At 34.3% G+C, this 25,917-nt stretch carries 23 protein-coding genes; 15 read left to right on the plus strand and 8 right to left on the minus strand.

Annotation, left to right across the window (positions count from 1 at the left end):
- The first annotated feature begins 47 nt into the window (after positions 1-47).
- Positions 48-1,280, plus strand: a complete 1,233-nt coding sequence (gene aroA / locus IWX80_RS07765; protein ID WP_196852886.1) for a 3-phosphoshikimate 1-carboxyvinyltransferase — start codon at positions 48-50, stop codon at positions 1,278-1,280.
- 164 nt (positions 1,281-1,444) lie between these two features.
- On the plus strand, positions 1,445-2,494 hold the full coding sequence (queA, locus tag IWX80_RS07770; protein ID WP_091173319.1) for a tRNA preQ1(34) S-adenosylmethionine ribosyltransferase-isomerase QueA: 1,050 nt from the start codon (positions 1,445-1,447) through the stop codon (positions 2,492-2,494).
- A gap of 190 nt (positions 2,495-2,684) precedes the next feature.
- On the opposite strand, the gene IWX80_RS07775 is transcribed toward queA, so the two are convergent.
- Complete coding sequence (locus IWX80_RS07775) at positions 2,685-3,419, minus strand: SIMPL domain-containing protein (RefSeq protein ID WP_196852887.1); 735 nt, start codon at positions 3,417-3,419, stop codon at positions 2,685-2,687.
- 181 nt (positions 3,420-3,600) lie between these two features.
- Here IWX80_RS07775 and kynU point away from each other — a divergent pair, with 181 nt between their 5' ends.
- Both kynU and IWX80_RS07785 read left to right on the plus strand, forming a co-directional pair.
- The gene (kynU, locus tag IWX80_RS07780) at positions 3,601-4,887 is read left to right on the plus strand and encodes a kynureninase (RefSeq protein ID WP_196852888.1); all 1,287 of its coding nucleotides are present in this window, start codon (positions 3,601-3,603) and stop codon (positions 4,885-4,887) included.
- 89 nt (positions 4,888-4,976) lie between these two features.
- Positions 4,977-5,408 carry a YMGG-like glycine zipper-containing protein gene (locus IWX80_RS07785; RefSeq protein WP_196852889.1) on the plus strand — a complete coding sequence of 144 codons (432 nt, stop codon included), beginning with the start codon at positions 4,977-4,979 and terminating at the stop codon, positions 5,406-5,408.
- A gap of 77 nt (positions 5,409-5,485) precedes the next feature.
- On the opposite strand, the gene IWX80_RS07790 is transcribed toward IWX80_RS07785, so the two are convergent.
- Together IWX80_RS07790 and IWX80_RS07795 are read right to left on the minus strand one after the other, a co-directional pair.
- Complete coding sequence (locus IWX80_RS07790) at positions 5,486-7,018, minus strand: cryptochrome/photolyase family protein (protein ID WP_196852890.1); 1,533 nt, start codon at positions 7,016-7,018, stop codon at positions 5,486-5,488.
- Between the two features lie 3 nt (positions 7,019-7,021).
- A complete protein-coding gene (locus tag IWX80_RS07795; RefSeq protein ID WP_196852891.1) occupies positions 7,022-7,663 on the minus strand; it encodes a flavin reductase family protein in 642 nt (213 codons plus the stop codon).
- 175 nt (positions 7,664-7,838) lie between these two features.
- Between IWX80_RS07795 and IWX80_RS07800 the strand changes: the two genes are divergently transcribed.
- Both IWX80_RS07800 and IWX80_RS07805 read left to right on the plus strand, forming a co-directional pair.
- Positions 7,839-10,229 (plus strand): penicillin acylase family protein, encoded by a 2,391-nt coding sequence (locus IWX80_RS07800; protein ID WP_196852892.1) that lies wholly within the window; start codon positions 7,839-7,841, stop codon positions 10,227-10,229.
- Between the two features lie 62 nt (positions 10,230-10,291).
- The gene (locus IWX80_RS07805; RefSeq protein WP_196852893.1) at positions 10,292-11,629 is read left to right on the plus strand and encodes an FAD-dependent oxidoreductase; all 1,338 of its coding nucleotides are present in this window, start codon (positions 10,292-10,294) and stop codon (positions 11,627-11,629) included.
- A 56-nt stretch (positions 11,630-11,685) separates the two neighbouring features.
- On the opposite strand, the gene IWX80_RS07810 is transcribed toward IWX80_RS07805, so the two are convergent.
- Together IWX80_RS07810 and IWX80_RS07815 are read right to left on the minus strand one after the other, a co-directional pair.
- Positions 11,686-12,048, minus strand: a complete 363-nt coding sequence (locus IWX80_RS07810) for a cupin domain-containing protein (protein WP_196852894.1) — start codon at positions 12,046-12,048, stop codon at positions 11,686-11,688.
- A gap of 7 nt (positions 12,049-12,055) precedes the next feature.
- Positions 12,056-13,576, minus strand: a complete 1,521-nt coding sequence (locus IWX80_RS07815; RefSeq protein ID WP_196852895.1) for a helicase HerA-like domain-containing protein — start codon at positions 13,574-13,576, stop codon at positions 12,056-12,058.
- A gap of 373 nt (positions 13,577-13,949) precedes the next feature.
- Between IWX80_RS07815 and IWX80_RS07820 the strand changes: the two genes are divergently transcribed.
- From IWX80_RS07820 to IWX80_RS07850, 7 genes are all read left to right on the plus strand, one after another.
- Positions 13,950-14,768 carry a MotA/TolQ/ExbB proton channel family protein gene (locus IWX80_RS07820; protein ID WP_196852896.1) on the plus strand — a complete coding sequence of 273 codons (819 nt, stop codon included), beginning with the start codon at positions 13,950-13,952 and terminating at the stop codon, positions 14,766-14,768.
- Between the two features lie 76 nt (positions 14,769-14,844).
- Positions 14,845-15,456: an ExbD/TolR family protein gene (locus IWX80_RS07825; protein WP_196852897.1), complete on the plus strand. Its 612-nt coding sequence runs from the start codon at positions 14,845-14,847 to the stop codon at positions 15,454-15,456.
- A gap of 19 nt (positions 15,457-15,475) precedes the next feature.
- A complete protein-coding gene (locus tag IWX80_RS07830; RefSeq protein WP_196852898.1) occupies positions 15,476-16,024 on the plus strand; it encodes an ExbD/TolR family protein in 549 nt (182 codons plus the stop codon).
- Positions 16,025-16,062: 38 nt separating this feature from the next.
- Positions 16,063-16,863 carry an energy transducer TonB gene (locus IWX80_RS07835; RefSeq protein WP_196852899.1) on the plus strand — a complete coding sequence of 267 codons (801 nt, stop codon included), beginning with the start codon at positions 16,063-16,065 and terminating at the stop codon, positions 16,861-16,863.
- A 233-nt stretch (positions 16,864-17,096) separates the two neighbouring features.
- Positions 17,097-18,017 (plus strand): PstS family phosphate ABC transporter substrate-binding protein, encoded by a 921-nt coding sequence (locus IWX80_RS07840; protein ID WP_196852900.1) that lies wholly within the window; start codon positions 17,097-17,099, stop codon positions 18,015-18,017.
- A gap of 16 nt (positions 18,018-18,033) precedes the next feature.
- On the plus strand, positions 18,034-19,707 hold the full coding sequence (locus tag IWX80_RS07845; protein WP_196852901.1) for a tetratricopeptide repeat protein: 1,674 nt from the start codon (positions 18,034-18,036) through the stop codon (positions 19,705-19,707).
- A 204-nt stretch (positions 19,708-19,911) separates the two neighbouring features.
- On the plus strand, positions 19,912-20,544 hold the full coding sequence (locus IWX80_RS07850; protein WP_196852902.1) for a 7-carboxy-7-deazaguanine synthase QueE: 633 nt from the start codon (positions 19,912-19,914) through the stop codon (positions 20,542-20,544).
- A 66-nt stretch (positions 20,545-20,610) separates the two neighbouring features.
- On the opposite strand, the gene IWX80_RS07855 is transcribed toward IWX80_RS07850, so the two are convergent.
- Both IWX80_RS07855 and IWX80_RS07860 read right to left on the minus strand, forming a co-directional pair.
- Positions 20,611-21,153: a YfiT family bacillithiol transferase gene (locus IWX80_RS07855; RefSeq protein ID WP_196852903.1), complete on the minus strand. Its 543-nt coding sequence runs from the start codon at positions 21,151-21,153 to the stop codon at positions 20,611-20,613.
- Between the two features lie 16 nt (positions 21,154-21,169).
- Positions 21,170-21,886 carry a class I SAM-dependent methyltransferase gene (locus tag IWX80_RS07860; protein WP_196852904.1) on the minus strand — a complete coding sequence of 239 codons (717 nt, stop codon included), beginning with the start codon at positions 21,884-21,886 and terminating at the stop codon, positions 21,170-21,172.
- Between the two features lie 73 nt (positions 21,887-21,959).
- Between IWX80_RS07860 and IWX80_RS07865 the strand changes: the two genes are divergently transcribed.
- Positions 21,960-22,454, plus strand: coding sequence for a YkgJ family cysteine cluster protein (locus tag IWX80_RS07865; RefSeq protein WP_196852905.1), 495 nt, complete (start codon positions 21,960-21,962; stop codon positions 22,452-22,454).
- A 42-nt stretch (positions 22,455-22,496) separates the two neighbouring features.
- On the opposite strand, the gene IWX80_RS07870 is transcribed toward IWX80_RS07865, so the two are convergent.
- Positions 22,497-23,714, minus strand: a complete 1,218-nt coding sequence (locus IWX80_RS07870) for an exo-beta-N-acetylmuramidase NamZ family protein (protein WP_196852906.1) — start codon at positions 23,712-23,714, stop codon at positions 22,497-22,499.
- Between the two features lie 112 nt (positions 23,715-23,826).
- Between IWX80_RS07870 and IWX80_RS07875 the strand changes: the two genes are divergently transcribed.
- Positions 23,827-25,053, plus strand: coding sequence for an ABC transporter permease (locus IWX80_RS07875; protein WP_196852907.1), 1,227 nt, complete (start codon positions 23,827-23,829; stop codon positions 25,051-25,053).
- The last annotated feature ends 864 nt before the right edge of the window (positions 25,054-25,917 follow it).

Raw genomic sequence — 25,917 nt, forward strand, 5'->3', positions numbered from 1 at the left:
GAATTATACCACTCATAATTCATAATTCACAACTCATAATTAGCTACATGAATTTAAAATTAAGTACGAATTCACAATTCACAATTGATAATTCACAATTAAATATTACTGGTTCAAAAAGCGAAACCAACCGACTACTATTATTACAAGCCTTATTTCCAAATATTACTTTGGCCAATACTTCCAATTCTGATGACAGCGAAGTCATGGAAAAAGCGTTGAAAGGAACCGAAGAAATAGTTGATATTCATCATGCGGGAACGGCAATGCGGTTCTTAACGGCTTATTTTTCTGTAAACGAAGGTCGCGAAGTAGTGTTGACCGGCTCTCAACGAATGACGGAGCGTCCCATAAAAGTTTTGGTGGAAGCCTTGGAACAATTGGGTGCGAAAATATCCTACGAGAAAGAAGTTGGTTATCCGCCTATTCGAATCAAAGGACAAAAAATCACAGCTTCTAAAGTGAATATTCCTGCTAATGTAAGCAGTCAATACATATCGGCGTTATTATTAGTGGCGCCAAAACTGAAAAACGGAATCGAAATCACTTTGGTAGGTGAAATCACTTCCGTTCCTTATATCAAAATGACATTGGCTTTGTTGAATGATTTGGATATCAAAACCAGTTTCGAGGGAAATGTGATTACGGTATATCCAAAACAAGAAGTAGCGTCGAAAGTAATGACCGTAGAATCCGATTGGAGTTCTGCTTCATACTTTTTTAGTTTAGCTGCCTTGGCCGAAAATGCTACCATTTCATTGAATAGTTATAAAAAAACCAGTTTGCAAGGTGATTCAGCTTTGGTTGAAATCTACAAACAAATGGGAGTTGAAACGCATTTTGAAGGAAATACAATGACTCTGGTAAAACAGTCTGATTTTAAACCGGAAAATTTAAACTTAGAATTGAATAATACACCAGATATCGCCCAAACTATAGTTGTTACTTGTCTTGGATTAGGAATTGGTTGCCATCTAACAGGTTTGCATACCTTGAAAATTAAAGAAACGGACCGACTCGAAGCACTTAGAATTGAGTTAACAAAATTGGGAGCGAATATATCGGTGACCAATGATAGTTTGACGCTTCTGGCCTCAAACCAAATCAATCCTAATATAAAAATCGCTACTTATAACGATCACCGTATGGCGATGGCATTTGCACCATTAGCTATAAAAGTGCCAATTATCATCGAAAACGCGGAAGTCGTTTCAAAATCATACCCTGATTTTTGGGAAGACATGAAGAAGTTAGGATTTAATGTGTCTGAAATTTTGTAAATTAAATTTTTCGTAGTGTCCTCGCGCCTTTGTGGCAGTGGACTTTTGAAAATAAACAGCAAAACACTTGACAACGCCTATCTCACAATCGTATATTTGCAAACTATTATAATTTATTGAGGCTTAACTCGTAACTTATAATTCATAACTCATAAATTTATCAAATGAAATTATCACATTTTCAATTCGATTTGCCAAAAGAACTTCTTGCAGAATATCCAGCTGAAAACAGAGACGAATCTCGTCTAATGGTTATTGATCGCAAGAAAGGAACTATAGAGCACAAAATGTTCAAAGATGTTATCGATTATTTTGACGAAGGTGATGTTTTGATTCTGAATAACACGAAAGTTTTTCCAGCTCGTTTGTACGGAAATAAAGAAAAAACGGGAGCTAGAATCGAAGTTTTCTTACTTAGAGAATTAAATTCTGAGCAAAGACTTTGGGATGTTTTAGTTGATCCGGCACGTAAAATCAGAATTGGTAACAAACTATATTTTGGAGATGACGATTCATTAGTGGCTGAGGTTATCGACAATACAACTTCTCGAGGAAGAACATTGCGTTTCCTTTACGATGGTTCGTATGAAGAATTCAGAAATAAATTGACAGAACTTGGAGAAACTCCAATCCCAAAATATATTTCTAGAGACGTAACTCCGGAAGATGCGGAACGTTATCAAACCATTTATGCTAAAGAAGAAGGAGCTGTTGCGGCGCCAACTGCAGGATTGCACTTCTCGAAACATTTATTGAAAAAACTGGAAATCAAAGGAATTAAATTTGCCGAAGTTACACTTCACGTAGGTTTGGGGACTTTCAATCCTGTTGAGGTTGAAGATTTATCAAAACATAAAATGGATTCTGAGGAATTAAAAATTACTCAGGAAGCATGTGATATTGTGAATGAAGCCAAAGCTAAAAAGAAACGTATTTGTACCGTAGGAACTACTTCTATGCGTGCCGTTGAAAGCTCAGTTTCGTCACAAAACACCTTGAATCCGTTTGACGGATGGACAAACAAATTCGTTTTTCCTCCTCATGATTTCACGATTCCAACGTGTATGATTACTAATTTTCATACGCCAAAATCAACTCTATTAATGATGGTATCTGCATTTTGTGGTCATGATTTAATGAAAAAAGCATACGCAGAAGCAATCGAAAAAGAATACAAATTCTATTCTTACGGTGATGCAATGATGATTATCTAATCTTTATTTAGATTCTAAATAAAAAAATCTCGTCAGTACTGGCGAGATTTTTTGTTTTATAATAGTGTGTGTCCCGCTGAAAAAGCGGGTCGGGCTCTACGCTGTATCTTTATTTTCTTAAAGAAAGAAAATAAAGGATGCCGCTTCCATCCCTCACACGACGTTCTGTGTATAAAAGAGGTTTGTGCTCCTAATTCACTTGATAGACCAATCGCACCGTGATATTAGCCGTTTTATTTTTCGATTGCGTATTAAAGGAACCGCCATAAGAAAAATCTTCCGATGAGTTTTGACCTGTAATTTGAAAAACGCCCATGTCTGATTTTTTTAAATTCCCTAAACTCGCATCAGCATTTTCAGCAATACTTTTCGCTCTGATACTTGCGTCTTTTGTGGCTTCGGCAATCATTTTTATTTTTAATTCGGCCAGTTTTGTATAATAATATTCCGGTGGAGACGAATAAAATTCCACACCTGAGTTGATCAATTCACTGGATTGTCTCGATATTTCTTCAATTTTATTTACTTCCTTAGATTGGATACTTACACTTTGGGTTAAAGTAAATCCAGTGAAAATTTGCTGTCTTGTAGTTCCGTTTTCATTGAAGGTAGTTTCAAAATCCTTATTGAAATTCACCGCTGAAAAAACCATTTCATTCGGCGCAATTCCTTTGCCTGATAGATAACTTTTTATTTTCTCTCTGTCAGCATCTAATGCGGCATAAGCATCCTTCAAAGTCATGCTTTTTTTAGAAAAAGAGCCGCTCCAAACAATCAAATCCGATACGAAATCCTTCTTTCCCGAGCCGGTCACACTAATGGTATCGTTACTTTTATTTCGATTCTGAAAAGCATTCGAGAATAAATACGAGGAAATTACCACAGCGATGGCAATAATAATAACGTTCAAACTGTTTTTAAGCATAGCTAAGAATTTTAAATTCAATCAAATATAAGTAAATAACGAGTAGTTTCTTAATTCAGTATCGGAATTGGGAACTATTTTTTCCCATTCAAAAATTTAACTATTGTATAGCTTGCCAATCAATGTTAACTATATTATCATTCGTCCATTTTTACTACTTTTACAAATCAAAATACAAATCATGACTTTCGAAAATACCCTTGAATTTGCAAAAAAACTCGATTTACAAGATCAATTACATAAATACCAAGACGAATTTATTTTTCCGCAGGTAAATGGAAAAAAGGTGATTTATTTCACTGGAAATTCATTGGGATTACAACCTAAACGTACTAAAGCATATGTGGATGAGGTTATGAGTGATTGGGCAAACCTCGCCGTTGAAGGACATTTTTACAGTGAAAAACCTTGGTGGGATTACCACGAACGATTTGCAAATCCGTTGAGTAAAATTGTGGGTGCACTTCCAAGTGAAGTTACCGTGATGAACACCTTGACAGTGAATCTTCATTTGTTGATGGTTTCTTTTTACCGACCAACAAAGACCAGATATAAAATCATTTGTGAGGAAAAAGCATTTCCATCTGATCAATATATGTTTCAAAGTCAGGTTAATTTTCATGGATACAAACCTGAAGATGCTATTGTCGAAATCAAACGTCGCGAAGGCGAACACAACATTCGCTTAGAAGATGTTTTGGCAAAAATTGAAGAAGTTGGTGAAGAGTTGGCTTTAGTTTTAATTGGTGGAGTCAATTATTACACCGGACAAGTTTTTGATATGAAAACCATAACAGCTGCAGGCCATAAAGCTGGAGCTTATGTAGGTTGGGATTTGGCTCACGCTGCAGGAAATGTGAAACTGGAATTACACGAATGGGATATTGATTTCGCAGCTTGGTGTAGTTATAAATACATGAATTCAGGACCGGGAAATGCTTCAGGATGTTTTATTCATGAAAAACACCATAACAATTCGGAGTTACCGAGATTCGCGGGTTGGTGGGGACATAATAAAGAACGTCGTTTCAAGATGGAACCAACTTTTGATCCTGTTCATGGAGCCGATGGTTGGCAAATCAGCAATTTACCGGTACTTTCTTTGGCGCCTTATTTAGCATCTGTAGATATGTTTGACGAAATAGGGATGGACGCTTTAATCCAGAAAAGAGATTTAATAACTTCTTATTTAGAATTTATTTTGCATGAAATTGACAAAGAAGTTGATAGTAGTTTCGAGATTATTACGCCTTCTAATCCATCCGAAAGAGCATCACAATTATCAGTCTTACTTCATGGAGAAGGACGCAGTTTGTTTGATTATTTGATGAAAAATGGGGTGATCACAGATTGGCGTGAACCCAATGTTATCCGCTTAGCACCGGTGCCTTTATATACTTCTTTTACAGATATGTATGAGTTTGGCCAAATTCTGAAAGCAGGTATTTTGGATAAAGCGAATCTTTAAATTATATAAATAATAACCTGAATTGCATAAGTGTAATTTACAGGTTTAAACGTTTCTTTGTAGTATTACAAATTGAAAAAATTCAAATTATGAAAGCATTATATTTTATATTAGTAGCTATACTTATTGTTTCTTGTCAGAACCAAGGAAAAATGGAAATTGAAAAGGCTAAAGTAGCAACGGTAGATTCCATGAAAGTTGAAATGGAAAAGCAAAGAGTAATTGACTCTATGAAACAAGAAATGGTCAAAATTGAAGCTGCTAGAATTGAAACGCAAAAAGAAGTTGTTGTTGTAAACAAGCAATCACCTTCGACTACAACGACTACAACAAATACTACCACGCAAAGAAAAGGCTGGAGTAGTACTGCAAAAGGTGCTGTCATTGGAGCTGGTGTAGGTGCTGCAACAGGAGCAATTATCAGTAAGAAAAAAGTACAAGGAGCTATTATTGGTGGTGTTGCAGGTGCAGGAATTGGAGCCGGGACCGGAGCAATTATAGACGGAAGCAAAAAGAATTAGATTTATCCGTAAATAAACAAGAGTGTTTAAGTTCATAATAGAATTTAAACACTCTTTTTTTATGGGAAAATTTGGGTTTAATACGAATCCATATTGGCAATTATTTCATTCGCCTTTACTTTGATTTTATATAATTCTTCGGGATTTATTTTCTTTAATAAATTCAGCATCATTCCCATGCGTTGGTTTCCTTTGAAATATTCTTTTTTCTCATCCAGGAAATTCCAGTATAAAGTATTAAAAGGACAGGCGTTATCACCAAATTTTTCTTTCACTTTATAATGGCATTTGGCACAATTATTACTCATTTTATTGATGTAACTTCCGGAGGAAACATACGGTTTGGTGGCAATTATTCCGCCATCTGCATATTGTGACATTCCGCGGGTGTTGGGCATTTCGACCCATTCAATGGCATCTATGTAAACGCCAAGATACCAAGCGTCTACTTCATCAGGATGAATTTGCGTAAGTAATGTAAAATTTCCAATTACCATCAGCCGCTGAATATGATGTGCGTACGCTTCGTCTAAACTTTGATTGATAGCGTGGCTCATACAATTCATTTTGGTTTTACCGGTCCAGAAAAAATCCGGTAATTTATTTGTATTTTCCAAGACATTCATTTGGGCATAATTGGGCATTTCTTTCCAATAAATTCCTCGGATGTATTCGCGCCAACCTAAAATTTGTCTTACGAATCCTTCGACTTGTGAGATAGTTATATCCATTTCATTGGCATGATAAAAAGAGATAACGGTCTCGATTACTTCTTTTGGTGAAAGCATTTTGCTGTTCATGGCAAAAGACAAACGGGAGTGAAAAAGGAATTTTTCATCGGTGTGCATCGCATCTTCGTAATCACCAAAATGCTTCAACAGATTTTTACAGAAATAATCTAAAACCTCCAACGATTGCTCACGCGAAGTAGGCCAACTGAAATTATCTGGATTGATGTTTCCAAAAGTCACAATTCCTGCTTCTTTGATTTGGTCGACAACTTCAGAAACATTCGTATGAAAATTCTTTTCTGAAGGAACCGGAACTTCACCTTTGTATTTTTTGCGATTATCAGCATCAAAATTCCATTGGTTGCCAAGAGGAGTGCTTCCATCCATTAAAACATGGTATTTTTTTCTCATGTTCCGATAAAAGTTTTCCATCAGCAACAACTTCTTTCCCTCAAAAAAATCAGAAAGTTCGTGACGCTTGGTATAGAAATGTTCGGAGTCAAAAGCTTCAGATTCGATTTTTAGATTGGAACAAATCGTTTTTAATTGTTGGTCCAGTCGGTATTCATCAGGTAATTGGTATTCGAATTTTTGAATTTTATATTTTTCGATACAAATGGCAATGATTTTTTCTAAGTCCTGTGGATTCTCAGCATCGGTAATTTGAAAATAGACTGCTTGATGTCCATTTGCTTTTATCGATGTGTAAAAATTCCTCATCGACACGAAAAAGGCTACTACTTTTTGGATGTGATGTTTGACATAATCCGTTTCCTGACGCATTTCGGCCAAGACATACATTGTGTTTTTATCAGTTTCCTCAAACCAAGAATGTTCTGAATTCAATTGGTCGCCAAGGATTAAGCGCAGTTTTTTCATTTATTATTTTTTAAAAAAGGAAGTGGTTGGAATTTCCTTTCGGGCATATTGAAAACGATCCACTAATTTGGGTAAACAATACCCATCAAGACCATTTAATGCCACAACATTGCCTCGGTCAATTTGTAACCAGCCATCTTTATGTTCTAATTCTTCCTCAAAAAATAAATTTTCGATTGACGCAATTACATGAATCGTATCATTTTCCTTGATGTAATATTCGTTTACGTATTTGCAATACAACTGTACCGGACTTCCTTTTACAAATGGAATTTCTATGTCATTTTTATATTCTTCTTCCAGATTGGTTTTATCAAATTCGGAAATCCCTAGTTCATAATTTGCAGAGGTATGGTGCGCATCTTCAATCATGTCAATGGTAATGTGATTTACTGTAAAATATCCAGTGTCTTTGATGTTTTTATACGTATCTCTTGGAACAGTTGTGGGACGCATTATGAATCCAATCATAGCAGGGTTGCTTCCCAGATGCGTTACGCTGCTAAAAATGGCAACATTAGACTTTCCGTCGAGGGATTTTGTAGCAAGCAAATTAGCTGATTTATAACCAGTGCAGGAATTGATTAAATTTAATCTTTCGATTTTTTCCATTTGAGAAATATCGTCTCTTGAAATGTGTTTCATATTTAGTCATATTTGAAACAAATATACTTTTGTTTAATTAAATATAAAATTAATTAAACAAAATATTTTAAATTCATCAATCATTTCTTAGATTGGATTTCAAATAAACACATTGGAACAAATAGTTTTAAATAACTTACAAATCCTATATATTTGTTTTTCAATTTATCCAATCATGAAAATACTTAGAAAAGTCCTTCTCGTTTTACTTTCGTTAGTAATTGTTTTAGCGGTAACGATGCTTGTTTATGCTTGTTACTTAAAACCAAAATATGAAGGAAAATTGCGCTTGCAAAACATTCAAAAAGAAACTACAGTTTATTTTGATGAATTTGGAGTTCCTCATATTTATGCGACTACTTCAAAAGATGCCATGGTAGCCTTGGGTTATGTGCATGCGCAAGATAGATTGTGGCAAATGGAATTGATGCGTCGTATTGCTCCGGGAAGATTATCGGAAATTTTTGGTTCAGTGGCATTGAAAAATGATAAATTCTTTGCTGGATTGGGAATCGAAGAAGCTTCAGCTAAAGCGATCGCAGGTTTGGACAAAAACAGTCCAAGTTATCAATTGACCATGGCTTACTTGGATGGAATCAATCAATACATTGAAGAAGGAACTACACCAATAGAATTCAGTTTGGTGGGCGTCAAAAAAGAGATATTTACCATTAAAGACGTTTATAATATTTTTGGATACATGTCTTTTAGTTTTGCTATGGCTCAAAAATCAGATCCGTTGTTGACCGATATTCGAAACAAATATGGAATGGAATATTTGAAGGATTTTGGAATTGACGGTTCCTTCAATACTACAAAAATTAAAAATGCGAAAGACAGGCCACAAGAATACGCTGCTATTTCAAAATCAGTAGCGTCGCTTTTAGATCAGTCGCCAGTTTCGCCTTTTATAGGAAGTAACAGTTGGGTTATTGCTCCAAAGAAAACTAAAAACGGAAAAGTTATTTTTGCTAATGATCCACATATTGGGTTTTCACAACCGGGAACTTGGTATGAAGCGCATATTGTTACTCCGGATTTCGAATTGTACGGCTGTTATTTAGCAGGAACTCCGTATCCGTTATTGGGACACAACAGAGAATATGCGTATGGTTTGACCATGTTTGAAAATGATGATATTGATTTGTACCAAGAGCAGAATAATTCGGCTAATGCCAATGAATATAAGACTCCAACTGGTTACAGTGCATATGAAATTCGGGAGAAAATAATCAAAGTAAAAGATTCATCTAACGTGGTTTTGAAAGTGAAAACTACTCGACATGGACCTGTAATGAACGATTTGGTAGATGGTTTAAAGCAAGACAAACCTGTTGCGATGTCTTGGATTTATACACAACAACCCATTCAAATTCTTGATGCGGTATATGCGCTTTCACACGCTAAGAATAAATTAGATTTTCAGAAAGGAGTTTCACTAATTGCAGCGCCAGGATTGAATGTGATGTATGGCGATGCCAAGGGAAATGTCGCTTGGTGGGCAACTGGAAAATTATACAAGCATAAGGAAGGAGTGAATCCGAATTTTATTCTCGATGGTTCCAGTGGGAAGGATGATATTGACCAATATCTGGATTTCTCCAAAAATCCTTCGGCGGTGAACCCTAGATGGAATTATGTGTATTCTGCTAATAATCAACCAGAAGCAATTGACGGATTTTCGTATCCCGGTTATTATCTTCCAGAGGATCGAGCGAAAAGAATCACGCAATTATTGAATCCAAAATCAGATTGGGATATGGTTTCGGTTGGGAAGATGATTTTTGATAATACTTCTTGCGTAGCTCCAAAAGTCGTGAAGGATTTAATTTCAAATGTAGATCAAGCTTCTCTTTCTGAAAACGAAAAACAAGCTCTTAGTGTTTTAAAAAATTGGAAAGGAACTAATAATCTGAGTGATGTGGCTCCTACAATCTATAATAAATGGATTTTTAATTACTTAAAAAATACTTTTGAAGATGAACTTGGTGCTGAAAATTTCAAGATGTTTTTAGGAACGCACATCATGAAGCAAATTATTGCAAGACAAATCACGAATGAAAAATCACTTTGGTGGGATAATGTTAACACCAAAAAGGAAAAAGAAACAAGAAGTCAGATTGTCTCAAAATCATTCAAAGAATCCGTTGTAGCTTTAGAAAAACAATTAGGAAATACCGTTTCAGATTGGACTTGGAATAAAGTACACACGGTAGAACACCAGCATCCGTTGGGGAAAGTAGCGGCTTTAAGGAGTATTTTTAATGTTGGTCCTTTTGAAGTTTCAGGTTCTACGGAGGTAATTAATAATCTCTTTTTTGATTTTACTGATGATGGTAATTATATCGTAAAAGGAGGTCCTTCCACAAGAAGAATTATTGATTTTTCGGATATAGAAAATAGCTGGAGTATATTGCCAACGGGACAATCCGGAAATCCATTGAGTGAACATTACAGCGATCAGGCAGAGTTATACAATGCCGGTAAATTCAGGCGAATGATGCTCAATAAAGAGGAAATTGTTAGAACTTCAACAAAATTGGTTTTTATTCCCCGTAAAAAATGATTCTTTTTAAAGAGCCTAAAATAATAAATCAGTAATTTTGCTTAACTTTTTATAAAAAAATAATGCAAACTCCCATAAAAATAGCGGTTGTAGGTTCAGGATTAGTTGGATCTTTATTGGCTATTTATCTTCGTAAAGCGGGTCATACGGTTCATGTTTACGATAGAAGTCCTGATATTCGAAAAATACAATTTTCTGGTCGTTCCATTAATTTAGCGATGTCTAATCGCGGATGGAAAGCTTTGGATGGAGTAGGAATAGGAAACGAGGTTCGTAAAATTGCCATTCCTATGGAAAAACGTGCGATCCATTTGGTTGATAAACTCAATTTTCAAAATTACGGTCAAGAAGGAGAGTCGATTTATTCCATTTCGAGAGGACTTTTGAATAGGAAAATGATTGATTTGGCGGAAGCCGCAGGAGCAGAATTCTTTTTTGAACAAAAAATATGGGATGTTTCGCTTGATGATGCAACCCTTCATATTGGTGAAACAGAACGTGGCGCTTGGGAAGATAAAAAATACGATATGGTTTTTGGTGCTGACGGTGCTTTTTCGAGAATCCGTCACCGCATGCAACGCCAAAGTATGTTTGACTATTCGCAAGAATTCTTGCCCATTGGTTACAAGGAGTTGAATATTCCTGCAAATGCTGATGGAACACATAAATTAGATAAAAATTCATTTCATATCTGGCCTCGTGGTGAGTATATGTTGATTGCGCTGCCCAATCTAGACGGAAGTTTCACCTGTACTTTGTTTATGCCTTTTGAGGGAGAAAATTCTTTTGCATCCCTAAATGATATAAAATTAGTGGAAGCTTTTTTCGAAAAAAACTTACCGGACACTATTGATGTAATTCCAAAATTAGCAGAGGATTTTTTCAAGAATCCTACAAGTACGCTAGTGACGATGAAATGTTATCCATGGACTTATCAAGATAAAATTGCCCTTATTGGTGATGCCAGTCATGCAATTGTTCCATTTTATGGTCAGGGAATGAACGCTGGTTTTGAAGATATTTCGGTGCTTTATGAAATGATGGAAAAATACGGTGACAACTGGAAATCGATTTTCTCGGAATATCAAAAATCACGCAAACCAAATGCGGATGCGATTGCGGAACTTTCGTATCGTAATTTTTTAGAAATGAGTTCCAAGACAGCTGATGAAAATTTCCTTTTGCAAAAGAAGATTGAAAAGTCATTCTCAGACAAACATCCTGAAAAATGGATTCCTTTATACAGTCGCGTTACTTTTAGTGATCGTCCATATGCAGAAGCTTTAGCGATAGGAGATTATCAAAATGCAATCATGGAAGAAGTTTTAAAAATGGAAAACATTACTGAAATATGGGATTCAGAAGCTGTTGAAAATAAAATCCTAGAGCTTTTGGGATAAATATTAAGAAGTTACTAGTTTTATATATCAATAACGTTTTCCTTTTAATGTTGCTGCTATTCCTCTCGATGTACTTTAGTAAAATCGAAAGCTGGTTTACAAATCGCAATGTATTCACAAGCTTCGTCAAAAGGGTTAGAATATTGCACGCGTGTATTCTTCTCGATTTTTATCGATTGTCCAGCTTCCAGTACGATAACTTCGTCTTCAATGATGAATTGCTTTTTACCTTTAATAATATAGGTATATTCCTCAAATTCAGGAGTTTGAAATGGTTCACTCCATTTAGGAGGCGCTATCATGTGCGCTATGGAAATTTCCGCATTATTTGTAGACGCCTTTCCGTGATGTTCTTCGATTAATTTTCCATCGGTAGTTGGAACAACGAAGGGACTACTTTGAATAAAATATTTTTTCATGACTGGTTTATTTTTTAAACATTTTCGTTAATACACCAAAAGCACCTCTTATAAACGTGGCGCTTGTTAGTACTTTCAAGACGGATTTTCCTACCACACTCGCAGTACTAGGAACGTTACTTTGCTTTTTTTCTGGTGTGTTTTGCTCTACTTTTTCTGCAGCTTCTGCTTCAATATTAGTAATTTTTTTATTTAACATCTCATATGCACTTTCGCGATCAATCAGTTCACTGTATTTTTTTACCAGTTTTGATTTGTTGTTGATTTCCTGAATTTCGCTTTCTGTTAGAATATCCATTCGACTCATCGGGGCACGCATCATTGTTGCTGCAAGTGGCGTAGGAATTCCTTTTTCGTTTAATGCAGTAACGAGAGCTTCTCCAATTCCAAGGCTGGTCAGGATTTCATCGGTTTTGTAATAATCAGATGTTGGATAATTATCTGCAGTTTGCTTAATGGCTTTTCGGTCATTGGCTGTAAAAGCGCGTAAAGCATGCTGTATTTTTAAACCTAACTGAGCCAATACGCCGCTTGGAATATCCATCGGGTTTTGTGTGATGAAATAAATCCCGATTCCTTTGGAACGAATTAATTTTACAATGGTTTCAATTTGTTCTAGTAATGTTTTACTGGCTTCGTTGAATATTAAATGAGCTTCATCAATAAAAATGACTAATTCTGGTTGGTCAGAATCTCCTTTTTCAGGCATTTGCTGGTAAATTTCGGCTAATAAACTCAACATAAAAGTCGAGAATAACTTTGGTTTATCCTGAATATCTGTCAATCGTAGGATATTAATGTATCCTTTTCCATTTTCATCGATGCGCATTAAATCTTCCACATCAAAAGACATTTCGCCAAAAAATAAATCAGCTCCTTGTTGTTCGAGTTCAATTATTTTTCTAAGAATAGTTCCAGTAGTAGATGTAGAAATTTTGCCATAATGTTCTTCAATTTCGTCTTTTCCTTCTTCTGTAATGTAATTGATTACTTTTTTGATGTCCTTTAAATCCAATAAAGGCATTTTATTGTCGTCACAATATTTAAAAATAACAGAAACTACGCCTGCTTGAGTGTCGTTTAAATTTAGAATTCTGGAGAATAATACAGGTCCAAATTCCGAGACTGTTGCACGGAGACGGACTCCGTTTTGTTCAGACAAAGTCAAGATTTCAACGGGGAAGCTAGCTGTGTAGTAAGGGATATTGATTTTAGCGTGGCGTTCCGTTATAAATGGTTTTTCCTCACCTTCTTTTGCAATACCACTAAAATCACCTTTAATATCCATCATTAAGACAGGAATTCCAAAACTTGATAATTGTTCAGAAAGGACTTGAATAGTTTTTGTTTTTCCAGTTCCGGTAGCTCCGGCGATCAAACCATGACGGTTTAAAGTTTTCAAAGGCACTTTTATGAATGCATCTGGCAAAGCCTCTCCGTCTAAAATTGCGCCACCCAGAATAATGCTTTCTCCTTTAGAACTGTATCCTTCAGAGATATGCTTAGTGAAATCTTCTTTTTTGCTCATAATAAGTTTACATTTAAATCACATGCAAGATATTATATTTTTCTAAAATCAACAATTTTAGTGCATACCGCAGTTTTCCTGCTTTTTTATTGTTAATATCACAAAATAATAGTTTTCCTGCTAAATAGCCTGTTTTTGAAATATTGTGTTAATTTTTCTTAAAAAAATATGGTATTTTGTATAATATAACCTATTTGTTTGCGTTTATTGATATAAATGGAAACTAACAAACGGTAAATATGTTTTTGAAATAAATTTAATTATAATAAAATAAAAAAAAGTTTTTTTATTTGAACTAAAAATATAAATTTGCTCCACTACAAGTTTAATATAACTAAGATAATTTATTTAAAACTATTAAAATTAAAAAAAAATGGCAAACGTTAAAAAAGAAAAAGCGGCAAACGGAGGAGGAATGATTTCAGGAATCATTATTGTAGCATGTATTTTTGTTGGATGGTTAATTTGGAATTTCATAATGGGTAATGGCGCTAATTTTGAAGGCGGAGTAAACACAGGTCACCCACTGCCAGGAAATATGTTGGCAATGGTTTACAAAGGAGGTCCAATTGTACCGGTATTATTAGGATTATTATTAATGGTTGTTGTGTTCTCATTTGAGCGTTATGCTGTAATTTCAAAAGCGGCAGGTACAGGAAATCTTGATCAGTTCATGACAAGTGTTCAAAAAGATATCAAAAGTGGTAATATTGAAGGAGCTATTGCTTCATGTGACAAACAAAAAGGTTCTGTTGCAAATCCAATAAAATCAGCTTTATTGAAATATCAAGAAGTTAAAAGAGAAGGTTTAGATAGTGAAGCTGCTGCTGAAACTATTCACAAAGAAATTGAAGAGGTTACTTCATTAGAAATGCCAATGTTAGAGAAACACATGACTATTCTTTCAACAATGGTGTCTTTAGGTACACTTGCAGGTTTGTTAGGAACTGTAACAGGTATGATTAAAGCATTTAGTGCTTTATCTGCTGCTGGTACTCCAGATCAAGCTGCTCTTGCAAATGGTATTTCTGAGGCTTTGATCAACACTGCTACAGGTATCTCGACTTCTGCTTTAGCAATTATTGCTTACAACTTCTTTACGTCTAAAATTGATACTTTGACTTACTCAATTGATGAGGCAGGTAATACAATTGTAAATACTTACAGACACTTTAGAAGTACACAAAAATAATTAATAATTTAATTTGCAAGAAAATAGTTTCTTTATAATAGATTCTATTTTCTTGTAAATATTAAAAAATATATTAATGGCTATAAAAATGAAGAAAAAAGCAGGATCTACGGATATGACTGCTATGTGTGACGTTGCTTTTCTTTTGTTGTCCTTCTTCGTAATGACAGCAACTGCTAAAATACCGGAAGCATTGCCAGTAGATACCCCTGCGTCAACGGTTCAATCTAAGTTGCCAGAAGATAATTTAGCTACCATAACTATAGGAAAAGGAAAAATTTTCTATGACTTGAAAGGAAGAGAAGTTAGAAAAAAGGCACTTGAATTGATGGGTGAAAAGTATGGTGTACAGTTTACAGAAACTGAATCTGAAACTTTTGCTTTGATGGAAGGAATTGGTGTTCCAATTACTAGCCTAAAACAATTGATTGCAATGAAGACAGCTGACAGAAACAAACCGGGCGTACAGCCAGGCGTGCCTAAAGATTCTTTAGACAATCAGTTGAAAGATTGGATATACACTTCACGTCAGGCAAATATTGACGTAAATGACAAAGAATTGCAAGTCGCAATAAAAGGTGATTCAAAAGAAGAATATCCTGCAATTAAACAGGTAATGGATATCTTACAAGAGCAAAAAATCAATAGCTTCAATCTAGTTACTGGTTTAAGAGCAACAGAAAAATAACTAAATAAAATACACTAAAATGGCTGAATTAAATACTGGCGACGGTGATGGCAAAAAAGGTGGTAAAGTAAGAAGTAAAAAATCAAACTCAAAAGTAGATTTAACTGCTATGGTTGATTTAGCTTTCTTGTTGATTACTTTCTTTATGCTTACTACTACGTTGTCTAAACCACAATCCATGCCTTTGGGTTTACCAGATAAGGATGAAGATCCTTCTAAAAATAAAGATATTAAGGTTGATGAAAATCGTACTTTAACAGTTTTATTAGGGGATAATGATAAGATGGTATACTACATGGGATTGTTAGCAACTCCTATTGCAGGTCCAAAAGATATATCTTATGGTAAAGAAGGCATTCGTAAAGAGTTGCTGAAAAGAAAAAAGTCAGTAGTTGAGTATACAGGTAATAAAGATAAAGGTTTAATAGTTATTATCAAACCAAGTAAAAAATCAAATTACCGTAACTTAGTTGATATACTTGATGAAATGGCAATAGTAGGAGTGCCTACGAATGCTATTGTAAATGATTTTTCACCAGAAGAACTAAAATTGTTAGAAGGTAAATAAGGATTTCTTATTACTCAATAACCTAATAATTAAGAAAAATGAAATTAGATATATTCACAAACCAATGGCTTGATATTGTATTCGAGGGTCGTAATAAAGCTTATGGAGCTTATGAACTAAGAAAAGAAAATAACAAGACCGGAGTTAGAGCGCTTATCTTTGGTGCGATCGTTTTTGCATTAGCAGTTAGTATGCCACTTATATTAAGTTTACTTCCTGAAAATTCAGATGTTGATGATACTTTAGATACTAAAATCGTTAGTATCAAGTTACCGCCAAAGAAAGAAGAAATAAAGAAAAATATACCACCTCCGCCACCACCACCACCAAAAGTGGATCAGGTAAAATTTGTTAAACCTGTTGTTGCAAAAGCTGAGGAAGTAACGGAAGAACCACCTAAAACTGTTGAAATTAAAGACAAAAAATTAGGTGCTGAAACTATTAAGGGTGATCCTGATGCTATTTTGACTGTTGAACCAGTTGGAACTGGAACAGCGGCAGTAGTTGAAGAAGCTCCTGATAACCAAATTTATAATACTGCTGGTATTGAGGTTAAGCCAGATTTTCCTGGTGGAATCAATAAATTTTACAAATTTGTTGGAGATAACTATCAAACTCCAGAAGAAGATGGATTGAAAGGTAAAGTTTACGTTACTTTTGTTGTTGAAAAAGATGGTTCATTAACTGATATCAAAGTAATTAGAGATATTGGTTACGGAACAGGAAAAGAAGCGATTCGTGTTTTGAAAAAATCACCAAAGTGGTCTCCTGGTATCCAAAATGGTAAGCCAGTAAGGGTTCTTTATTCTCTTCCTATTACTATTCAATCTGCAGAGTAATGTTGAATAACATACTTAATAATATTAAGAAGAAATCGCTTAGAGAGCGATTTCTTCTTGTTTTAGGAATTTTGTTTTTTCTATTATATCTTGTTTTAGGTTTATTCATTATCTTTATGAAGAACTTTCCTTTAGCTATGCAACCTATCTACAGAATTGCTTTTGGAGTCTTGCTAATTGCTTATGCTTCGTTTAGATTCTTTCGGATAATTAATGATAATAACGACTAGATTATGAAAAATTCATCCAAAATTCCGTATTTTGCTTTCTTCTTACTACTTATTTTTGTTTACGCTTGTAACCAAGGAAATACTCCAAAGAAAGAAGAGACAATTTTGAAAGGTTCAACATCTATATTTGTTGATGAAACTTTAACTCCAATTATGGAGGAACAAGTAGCAGTATTCGAAAATAATTATGAGGCTAAAATAAAGCTTATCTCAAAATCGGAATCCGAAACGGTTAACTCGCTATTTAATGAGAAAGGTGCTATAGCAGTTTTGTCCAGGAATTTGACCACTGAAGAACTTAAAACATTCAAACAAAGAAAAATCAATCCTAAAGTAACTCCTTTTGCTATAGATGCAGTCGCTTTTATCACTAATAAAAGTAGTAAGGATTCCCTAATAGCACTTAAGGATGTAATTAGTTTCATGCAAGGAAAATCAATTCCTAGTATTAAAGGATTAGTTTTTGATAACCTAAATTCAAGTACTGCACGATATTTGAACAGTCTTGCCGGTATTAAAACTATTCCAGAAAAGGGAGTTTTTTCATTTAAAACCAATGAAGAAGTTATAAAGCATGTTTCTGAGAATGACGGGATGATTGGAGTAGTTGGCGTTAATTGGCTATCTCAACCACAACCAGATATGCAGAAATATGTTGATAATGTAAGCGCACTAAGTGTAAAAGGTCTTACTGGTAATGGTTATTTTTTGCCTTCCCAAAATAATATTGCAGAAAAAAAATACCCTTTGGCACGTGATTTGTATATAATAAATTGTCAAGGATACTCTGGTTTAGGAATGGGATTTGCGTCATTCGTAGGCGGAGATGTTGGACAAAGAATAATTTTAAAATCTGGATTGTTACCGGTTCGTATTCCTACTAGGAAGTTTACAATAGTAAAAAGCCAAAATGATAAAAAATAAATTAACTACAATGAAAATGAATAAATTTACAACTTTTAGTGTAGCCTTATTGGCTTCAGCTTTTACAGCCCAAGCACAAGACATTAATCAAGCAAAAAAAGCCATTGATGCAGAACAATTTGAAAGTGCAAAAACAATTTTAAAATCAATTATAAAAGCAAAACCTTCAAATGGTACAGCTTATTTTACTCTAGGAAATGTTTATCTTACTCAAAGTGTAGAAGATTCTGCAAAGATTTATTTCCAACAAGGATTAAGCGCTTCTGATGGAGCAAAACTTAATTACATTGGTTTAGGCCAAATGGACTTAGATAAAAATGATATTACTGGCGCACAAGCTAAGTTTGCATTGGCATCAAAAGACATGAAAAAGAAAGATGTACAAGAATTTGTTTACATCGCTAGAGCATATATGAATGCAAATAAGCCGGATTATAAAAGCGCTATTGCAATACTAACTCGAGCAGCAATTAATAATTCTCAGGATGCACAATTACAACTTGCATTGGGAGACGCTTATTATGGTGATGGAAAACAAAATGAGGCGTATATCGCTTACAGAAGTGCTTTTCAATTAGATAGTACTTTACTTAGAGCAAAAATGCAATTAGGTGTTTTGTTGAAAGGTGCTAAATCGTATGATGAAGCTTCAAAAGCTTACAATGAAGTAATTGCTATCAATCCTAATTATGGTCCAGTTTATAGAGAATTAGCGGAGACGTATTATAAAATAGCACGTAATAAGCCATCTCAAGCTGCAGCTAATTATAAAATTGCATTAGGTCACTATGATAAATACATGTCATTGACGGATTATTCTATAAATTCAAGAATGCGTCGTGCTGATTTTCTTATTTTGATAGAGGATTATGTTGCTCTAGAAGCAGAAGCTAATAAAATGATTGAATTGGATAAAGTTAATCCTCGAATCTACCGTTATTTAGGTTACGCTGCTTACAAAAATGGTAATGTAGATGTTGCTATTAAGTCATTAGAAACTTTTATTACTTCTCCAGGAAACAAAGCAATAGCATTAGATTATTTATATCTTGGTCTAACGAAAATTAAAAAAGGAACAAGTGCTGATGGTTTGTCGATTGATCCAACAGCTTTCAGTTCAGGTCTTGTTGATATAAAAAAGGCAATCGAGATGGAGCCTTTGGCAGTTCAGGAATTAAGTGAAGTTGGTAAACAATTGTTCACTCAAAAATTATACAACGAATCCGCTGCTATATTTGAATTCGGTGCAAATACACCAGATTCTTCAAGTTTTCTTGATGATAATGTATATTATGGTTTAGCAAATTATTATGCTAATATTAATAAAGAAAAAGGAGCAAAGGTTGACGCTGTAGCTTTACAAAAAGCTGATGCTGCGTTTGACAAAGTATTAGTTGCATCTCCTACTTATTTAGAGGCATACTTATACAAAGCAAGAACTAATAGATTACTTGAAAAAGATGATGTAATGGTTAAGAACTATGAAGATTATGTTTCAAAAACTACTGCATTAGGAGCTGAAGAATTAGCTAAACCTGCAGTTAAGACTAAATTCATTGAATCGTATAACAATATGGCGGCAAGTTTTGCAAATACAGATAAAGCAAAAGCTATTGAGTATTTCAAAAAAACATTAGCACTTGATCCAGCTAATAGTTATGCTAATGAGTCGTTAAAAATTTTAAAATAATTTAATTTTAAGTTTCTTAGTATTTAAAACCGATAGTCTAAAGGCTATCGGTTTTTTTTTATATTTCATAAGAGATAAATTTATTTTTGAATTTGTTTATTAGATTAAGAGACTTTATGCCAATTTTAAAGTTTATCACATTAGTAACTGTTTTAAATTTATCTCCTTTTCAAATTAACTATCTTTGCACTTTAAAATTAAAGAATGTTATCAAAAGAAATACAGTTAGAAGTTAATAAAGGCGCTATGCTTCCATTGATGGAGGAATTCTATACCATCCAAGGGGAAGGTTTTCATACGGGAACGGCGGCATATTTTATAAGAATTGGCGGATGTGATGTAGGCTGTCATTGGTGCGATGTTAAAGAAAGTTGGAATGCTGAATTGCACCCACCAACCAGTGTTGAACAAATTGTTGCTAATGCTAGTAAATATTCTGAAACGGTTGTTGTTACTGGTGGTGAGCCATTGATGTGGGATATGACTTTGCTGACGCAAAAGTTAAAAGAGAATAATAGAAAAGTTCATATTGAAACTTCTGGAGCGTATCCGTTGACGGGAATTTGGGATTGGATTTGTCTGTCTCCAAAGAAAAATAAACTTCCAACGGAAACAGTTTATGATAATGCGCATGAGTTAAAAGTAATCATTTATAATAAGCATGATTTTATTTTTGCCGAAGAACAAGCTGAAAAAGTAAATCCTAATGCTATTTTATTTCTTCAGCCAGAATGGAGTAAAAAAGAAGAAATGACGCCGCTAATTGTAGATTATGTCATGAACAATCCAAAATGGCGTGTTTCTTTACAAACCCATAAATATTTGAATATTCCTTAAAAAAAATGCCAACTACGATCTGTATTTGGCATTTTCTACATTTAGAAAGATTGTTTAAGCGATCAATCACCAACCTTTTAGTTTTTTCAATTCTGTGATATGTGCTAAGTGATGGTTTCCATGCCAAGCATAAGTTCCTATTACCTCTTTTATTTTATATTCTTTGTTGTTTTCAGGATGAATAAAGGTTTTTTCCAAGTCAGCTTCAGATAAACTATTCATTAAATATGCTAAGCGAAAGTGTAAACCTTCCAGAAATGAGAGAGTAGGTTGAATAGGCATTGTTAAATTATCATGTAATTCTGACCAACGATCTTCATGATAGAATTTTATTGTTGGTTTATCTTCAGTCAGTGCCCATTTGATTCTGATGAAACAATTCATGTGACTATCTGCGCAATGATGAATAACTTGGCGAACAGTCCAGCCGTTTTCTCGGTATGGCGTGTTGAGTTGTTCTTCGTTTAGCGAAACCACTTCCTTTTTTAATCGTTCTGGGAAACTGGCGATTTCTGTTATTTTAGTATTGAGATAATCATTTGAATAGATTTCTGGGGCGATAAATTTTCCAATAGGATAACGTAATTTTTCTGATGCTGTATTTTCCATGCTAAAATGTATTCTTTTAAATTGAAAGCTTCGCCAAATAATCATAATGTTCTCCTTCAAGAATTAACTCGCTTTGTAATCCATTAGCGAAAGCCGCATTTTGTAAGGTGTTATAATCTAAATACAGCCAAGGGAATTCGTCTTCTTTTTCATTTTTATAACGTATTGTAAAAGTCAATTCACCGTAATATCCGTTACTTGGAATCCATTTTCCACCATCTTCATCATTATCAAACATATAAATGATATCAGAAGAATCAATAAGAATTTGTCCTTTTGGATTTAGCAAGCTTCTTAGTTTCTGTAAAAACTTAGTGGTGTCTTTTAAAGTTCCAAAAATACCTGTTCCATTCATTAATAATAAAATAGTATCAAATCTATTTTCAGGATTGTCAGAGTCCATTTCAAGAATGTTTTTAACTTGAGCATTTTTTAACCCTCGGAGATGACAGGTTTCAATTGCATTTTGAGAAATATCAATCGAATGAACATCAAGATTTCTTTCGTTTTGTAAATACAAACTATGGCTTCCTGCGCCACATCCTACATCCAGAACTTTTCCATTTGCAAGTTGTAAAGCTTTTTGCTCTAGTTTTGGCATTTCGGCATACGAACGAAATAAATATTCAACGCTCATTTCATCTTCTTCAGTAATCGAGGTTTCCGTGATTAAATCTTCCGGAGAATTATTAGTTTGAAAATCAAGTATGGCTTTGCCAAAAAGGTCTTTCATCTTTTTTGTTTAAAGTTTAAGGTTTCAGGATTCAAGTTTGCTACTTTTGTCGTTCCAACTTTAAATTTTAAACTTGAAACATATTTTAAACAATCTTCCCAAAGAAGCCAAAGATAAGCATATCGAAAATAAAAAGTATTTCGATAAGCTGAAAAAGAAGACGCCAAAGAATCTAGATTACGTGATGCAAGATTTACATGATGCTGAATTTAAGAAAACAGATTGTTTAAAATGTGCCAATTGTTGTAAAACAACAGGTCCTTTATTTACAGATGCTGATATTGAACGTGTTTCAAAATATCTTAGACAAAAACCACAACAGTTTATTGAACAATATCTTCGCATTGATGAAGACAGAGATTATGTTTTGCAAAGTGTACCGTGTACTTTTCTGGATAATGAAAATGCGTGTATGATTTATGATGTTCGTCCAAAAGCATGCAGAGAATTTCCACATACGGATAGAAAAAAGTTTCAACAAATTACGGACTTAACGCTAAAAAATGTTGCTATTTGTCCTGCAGCTTTTAATATTGTTGAGGAAATGAAGAAGAAGTTACCTTTATAAATAATTTATGGTAAGCTTTGCTTCTTGTTTCTTTATTCTTTTTTAGTATATCAAATACTTCTTTCTCATTTCCTGGAACTCAATTAATCCTTTCTTCCAGCTTTCTCTGATTTTATCTTCCGAAGTTCCAGCTTCTATTTGTTGTTGTAGTTTTTTGGTTCCTGCAAGTTTGGTAAAAAAAAGATTGAAGAATTTTGATTTGTCAGTTGTGGTTTGATACGCTTTAATCAACCATTTTAATTCGAGTTGATTCAGTCTTGGATATGTTGACAAATCTTCGCCATAACAAAGTACTCCATTGTAAACAGGATTTTGTGCGCCAAAATTTGGTTTTGGAATAAAGCTAAAATCACTTTTGGGTAAATAAGGAGAGCCATAAATCTGAAATTGTTTTTCAGTTCCTCGCCCCACACTTACATTAGTACCTTCAAAAAGGCATAAACTCGCATAAAGATTCACTGATTGATCATTCGGAAGATTCGGCGAAGGCTTTACAGGTAAACTATAATTCATTGTTCGATTGTAATTACTGCAGGGAATAACAGTCAATTTACATTGCATACCATTTTTCATCCATTTCTCGCCATTTATCATTTGTGCATATTCGCCAATTGTCATTCCGTGAAGCAAAGGAATTGGATGCATGCCTACAAAACTGTTAAACTCTCGCTCAAGAATTGGACCGTCTACAATACGTCCGTTCGGATTTGGTCGGTCAAGAATTAAAAGCGGAATCTTATTTTCGGCACAGGCTTCCATTATATAATGTAGCGAAGAAATATAAGTGTAAAATCTCGCACCCACATCTTGCAAATCAAATACCATGATGTCAATTCCAGCTAATTGTTCCGGTTTCGGTTTTTTGTTGTCACCATAAAGTGAAATGATGGGCAGTCCAGTTTTAAAATCTTTCCCATCAACAATATGTTCGCCCGCATCAGCAGTTCCGCGAAAACCATGTTCGGGAGCAAATATTTTTTGGATAGCAATATTTTTTTCTATTAGAAAATCTACTAAATGTGTTTTATTGGAGAGAATTCCAGTCTGATTTGTTACAATTCCAATTTTCTGATTCTTTAATAAATGTAAATAATTGGCGTAATTATCTGCTCCTGTTATGATTTCTGTTTTTGGATTTTTAGTAATTTGTTCCAAATCGTTTGTTGTATTTCTTTCTATATCTGTTTTTCTGGCAGAGCAGGATGTCGAAATGATTGTTAGAAAAATAAACCGAAGCGTTATTTTGAAAATTGGATTCATATATAGGTTCAAATAAAATTAAGGCCAATTAGTGTAATTCGTGTTTTAGCTGTATTTTTGGCTTTAGCAACGCAAACTGGCGAAGCAAATCCAAATTAGAAACACAATCAAATTGAATTTAGAATATTTCATTGCCAAACGACTTATAACTGCTAGAGACTATAAAAGTAGCATATCTGCACCAATTATAAAAATTGCAATCTCGGCAATTGCCATTGGTATGATTATGATGATTGTTTCAGTGGCGACAGGAATTGGTCTGCAGCAAAAAATTCGAGAAAAAGTTTCCGCTTTCAACGGACACATTATTATTTCCAATTACGACAACAATCAATCCGAGGTTACGTTAGTTCCAATTTCTAAGAAACAGGATTTTTATCCAAAGTTTACATCGGTTCCGGGAGTGGAACATATACAAGCAATCGCCAGTAAAGCTGGAATTATTAGAACCGAAACCGCTTTTGAAGGAATTATTTTCAAAGGTGTGGGGACTGACTATAAGTGGGACAATATAAAAGAGTACATCGTTCAAGGAAGAATTCCAAATGGCAAAGGAGATTTGAATGAAGAAGTGGTGATTTCTCAGTTTATTGCAAATAGGTTAAATCTAAAAGTGGGGGATTCTTTCAATACGTTCTTCATGAAAGAGAAAGGATATAACTTGAGGAATTTTGATGTTGTTGGGATTTTTAATTCTGGTTTTCAAGAATTCGATGCGACATATATTATTGGAGACATTCGTCACATGCAACGCATCAATAAATGGACTCCAGATCAAATCGGAGCTTTCGAAGTTTTTGTAAGCGATTTTAATGCAATTGAGTCTACCGGAGAACAGGTCTATGCGCAAACAGCATCAACATTAGATACTAAAACTATAATCGAGAAATATAGTTATATATTCGAGTGGCTTCAACTATTTGATTTCAATATCATCGTTATATTAGTAGTCATGATTCTAGTTGCTACTATTAATATGGTAGTAGCGCTATTGGTACTTATCCTGGAGCGAACACAAATGATTGGAATTCTAAAAGCGTTGGGAGCTAATAATTGGTCAGTGCGAAAAATATTTCTTTACAACGCCTTTTATCTTATAGTTAGAGGGCTATTTTGGGGGAATTTAATCGGTATCTCATTACTACTAATCCAGCAACAATTCGGGATAATCCAACTTCCTCCTGAAAACTATTATGTCAATCAAGCACCCGTTTATCTAAATTGGGGATTCATTCTATTGCTAAACGTGCTCACCGTAACCGTTTGTTTCTTGGTATTACTAATTCCTTCCTATATAATAACCAAAATTTCCCCAGTCAAAGCAATTCGTTTCGATTAGAATGTTAATTTGGGCGTTCCTCATTATATAAAGAAAGGCATTTATCAAAAAAAGATAACCGCCTTTTTTATATAAGGAGTCGGGCTATCCGCTATAAGTCCTCGTCCCACCAAAAAAAGGCGGGGCTGCGGGCTTTCCGCTGCTATCCCTAACGTGATCCATGAATAATTAGGACATCCATTTTAATCAAGAGGATCAGAACTCACGTGAACACAAAATCCGGTCACCTTATATATAGTAGTGATTAAAAAATTTATTTCCTATATAAGGTATAGTATAAAGTCCTTTTATTGATTCGCCTTTTTTTTAATATAAAATAGGCAAGACAAGCTTTCAATAGGAGTAAGTATGACGTGAAGAACACTAAAACAGGTAATAAATAATGAATTGAACAAGATTGAATGGGTAAAGCAAACCGTTGTTAAACTGGCTAAGGCTAGAGAAACGCCTAGTTTTGTAGGATAAAGTCATTCTTTACTTCTGATCGGGTTGTACAGAGGAAAAAACTTTTACTTTCAAAATTCACTGTTTCAGCGATTTAAAGTTTAAGTTAAGAAAACATCAAAAAAAAGCGTTTAAAAAGCTTGAATAACTCAATAAACGGTGTACTTTTGCACCCGCAACAACGCATACGTTCATTCAAATACTGACAAGCAAAAGGAATCAAAGCAGAAAAAATATTTTCTAAAAAAGATTTCAAAAAGCTTGTGAGATTAGAAAACGGATGTTACCTTTGCACCCCGCAAAACGCGCAAAGTTCCTTTGACAAATTGATAAGAAAAGAGAAGTAAACGAGATAAAATTTATCTTAAAAAAAACTTCAAATTTTTCTTGCCATTTAAAAAGAAAGTTGTACTTTTGCAC

The sequence above is a fragment of the Flavobacterium sp. CAN_S2 genome, from assembly GCF_015752255.1.
Lineage (GTDB): Bacteria > Bacteroidota > Bacteroidia > Flavobacteriales > Flavobacteriaceae > Flavobacterium.

Coding starts and splice junctions, on each gene's coding strand:
- aroA (WP_196852886.1), top strand. CDS start 48: ATGAATTTAAAATTAAGTACGAATTCACAATTCACAATTGATAATTCA.
- queA (WP_091173319.1), top strand. CDS start 1,445: ATGAAATTATCACATTTTCAATTCGATTTGCCAAAAGAACTTCTTGCA.
- IWX80_RS07775 (WP_196852887.1), bottom strand. CDS start 3,419: ATGCTTAAAAACAGTTTGAACGTTATTATTATTGCCATCGCTGTGGTA.
- kynU (WP_196852888.1), top strand. CDS start 3,601: ATGACTTTCGAAAATACCCTTGAATTTGCAAAAAAACTCGATTTACAA.
- IWX80_RS07785 (WP_196852889.1), top strand. CDS start 4,977: ATGAAAGCATTATATTTTATATTAGTAGCTATACTTATTGTTTCTTGT.
- IWX80_RS07790 (WP_196852890.1), bottom strand. CDS start 7,018: ATGAAAAAACTGCGCTTAATCCTTGGCGACCAATTGAATTCAGAACAT.
- IWX80_RS07795 (WP_196852891.1), bottom strand. CDS start 7,663: ATGAAACACATTTCAAGAGACGATATTTCTCAAATGGAAAAAATCGAA.
- IWX80_RS07800 (WP_196852892.1), top strand. CDS start 7,839: ATGAAAATACTTAGAAAAGTCCTTCTCGTTTTACTTTCGTTAGTAATT.
- IWX80_RS07805 (WP_196852893.1), top strand. CDS start 10,292: ATGCAAACTCCCATAAAAATAGCGGTTGTAGGTTCAGGATTAGTTGGA.
- IWX80_RS07810 (WP_196852894.1), bottom strand. CDS start 12,048: ATGAAAAAATATTTTATTCAAAGTAGTCCCTTCGTTGTTCCAACTACC.
- IWX80_RS07815 (WP_196852895.1), bottom strand. CDS start 13,576: ATGAGCAAAAAAGAAGATTTCACTAAGCATATCTCTGAAGGATACAGT.
- IWX80_RS07820 (WP_196852896.1), top strand. CDS start 13,950: ATGGCAAACGTTAAAAAAGAAAAAGCGGCAAACGGAGGAGGAATGATT.
- IWX80_RS07825 (WP_196852897.1), top strand. CDS start 14,845: ATGGCTATAAAAATGAAGAAAAAAGCAGGATCTACGGATATGACTGCT.
- IWX80_RS07830 (WP_196852898.1), top strand. CDS start 15,476: ATGGCTGAATTAAATACTGGCGACGGTGATGGCAAAAAAGGTGGTAAA.
- IWX80_RS07835 (WP_196852899.1), top strand. CDS start 16,063: ATGAAATTAGATATATTCACAAACCAATGGCTTGATATTGTATTCGAG.
- IWX80_RS07840 (WP_196852900.1), top strand. CDS start 17,097: ATGAAAAATTCATCCAAAATTCCGTATTTTGCTTTCTTCTTACTACTT.
- IWX80_RS07845 (WP_196852901.1), top strand. CDS start 18,034: ATGAATAAATTTACAACTTTTAGTGTAGCCTTATTGGCTTCAGCTTTT.
- IWX80_RS07850 (WP_196852902.1), top strand. CDS start 19,912: ATGTTATCAAAAGAAATACAGTTAGAAGTTAATAAAGGCGCTATGCTT.
- IWX80_RS07855 (WP_196852903.1), bottom strand. CDS start 21,153: ATGGAAAATACAGCATCAGAAAAATTACGTTATCCTATTGGAAAATTT.
- IWX80_RS07860 (WP_196852904.1), bottom strand. CDS start 21,886: ATGAAAGACCTTTTTGGCAAAGCCATACTTGATTTTCAAACTAATAAT.
- IWX80_RS07870 (WP_196852906.1), bottom strand. CDS start 23,714: ATGAATCCAATTTTCAAAATAACGCTTCGGTTTATTTTTCTAACAATC.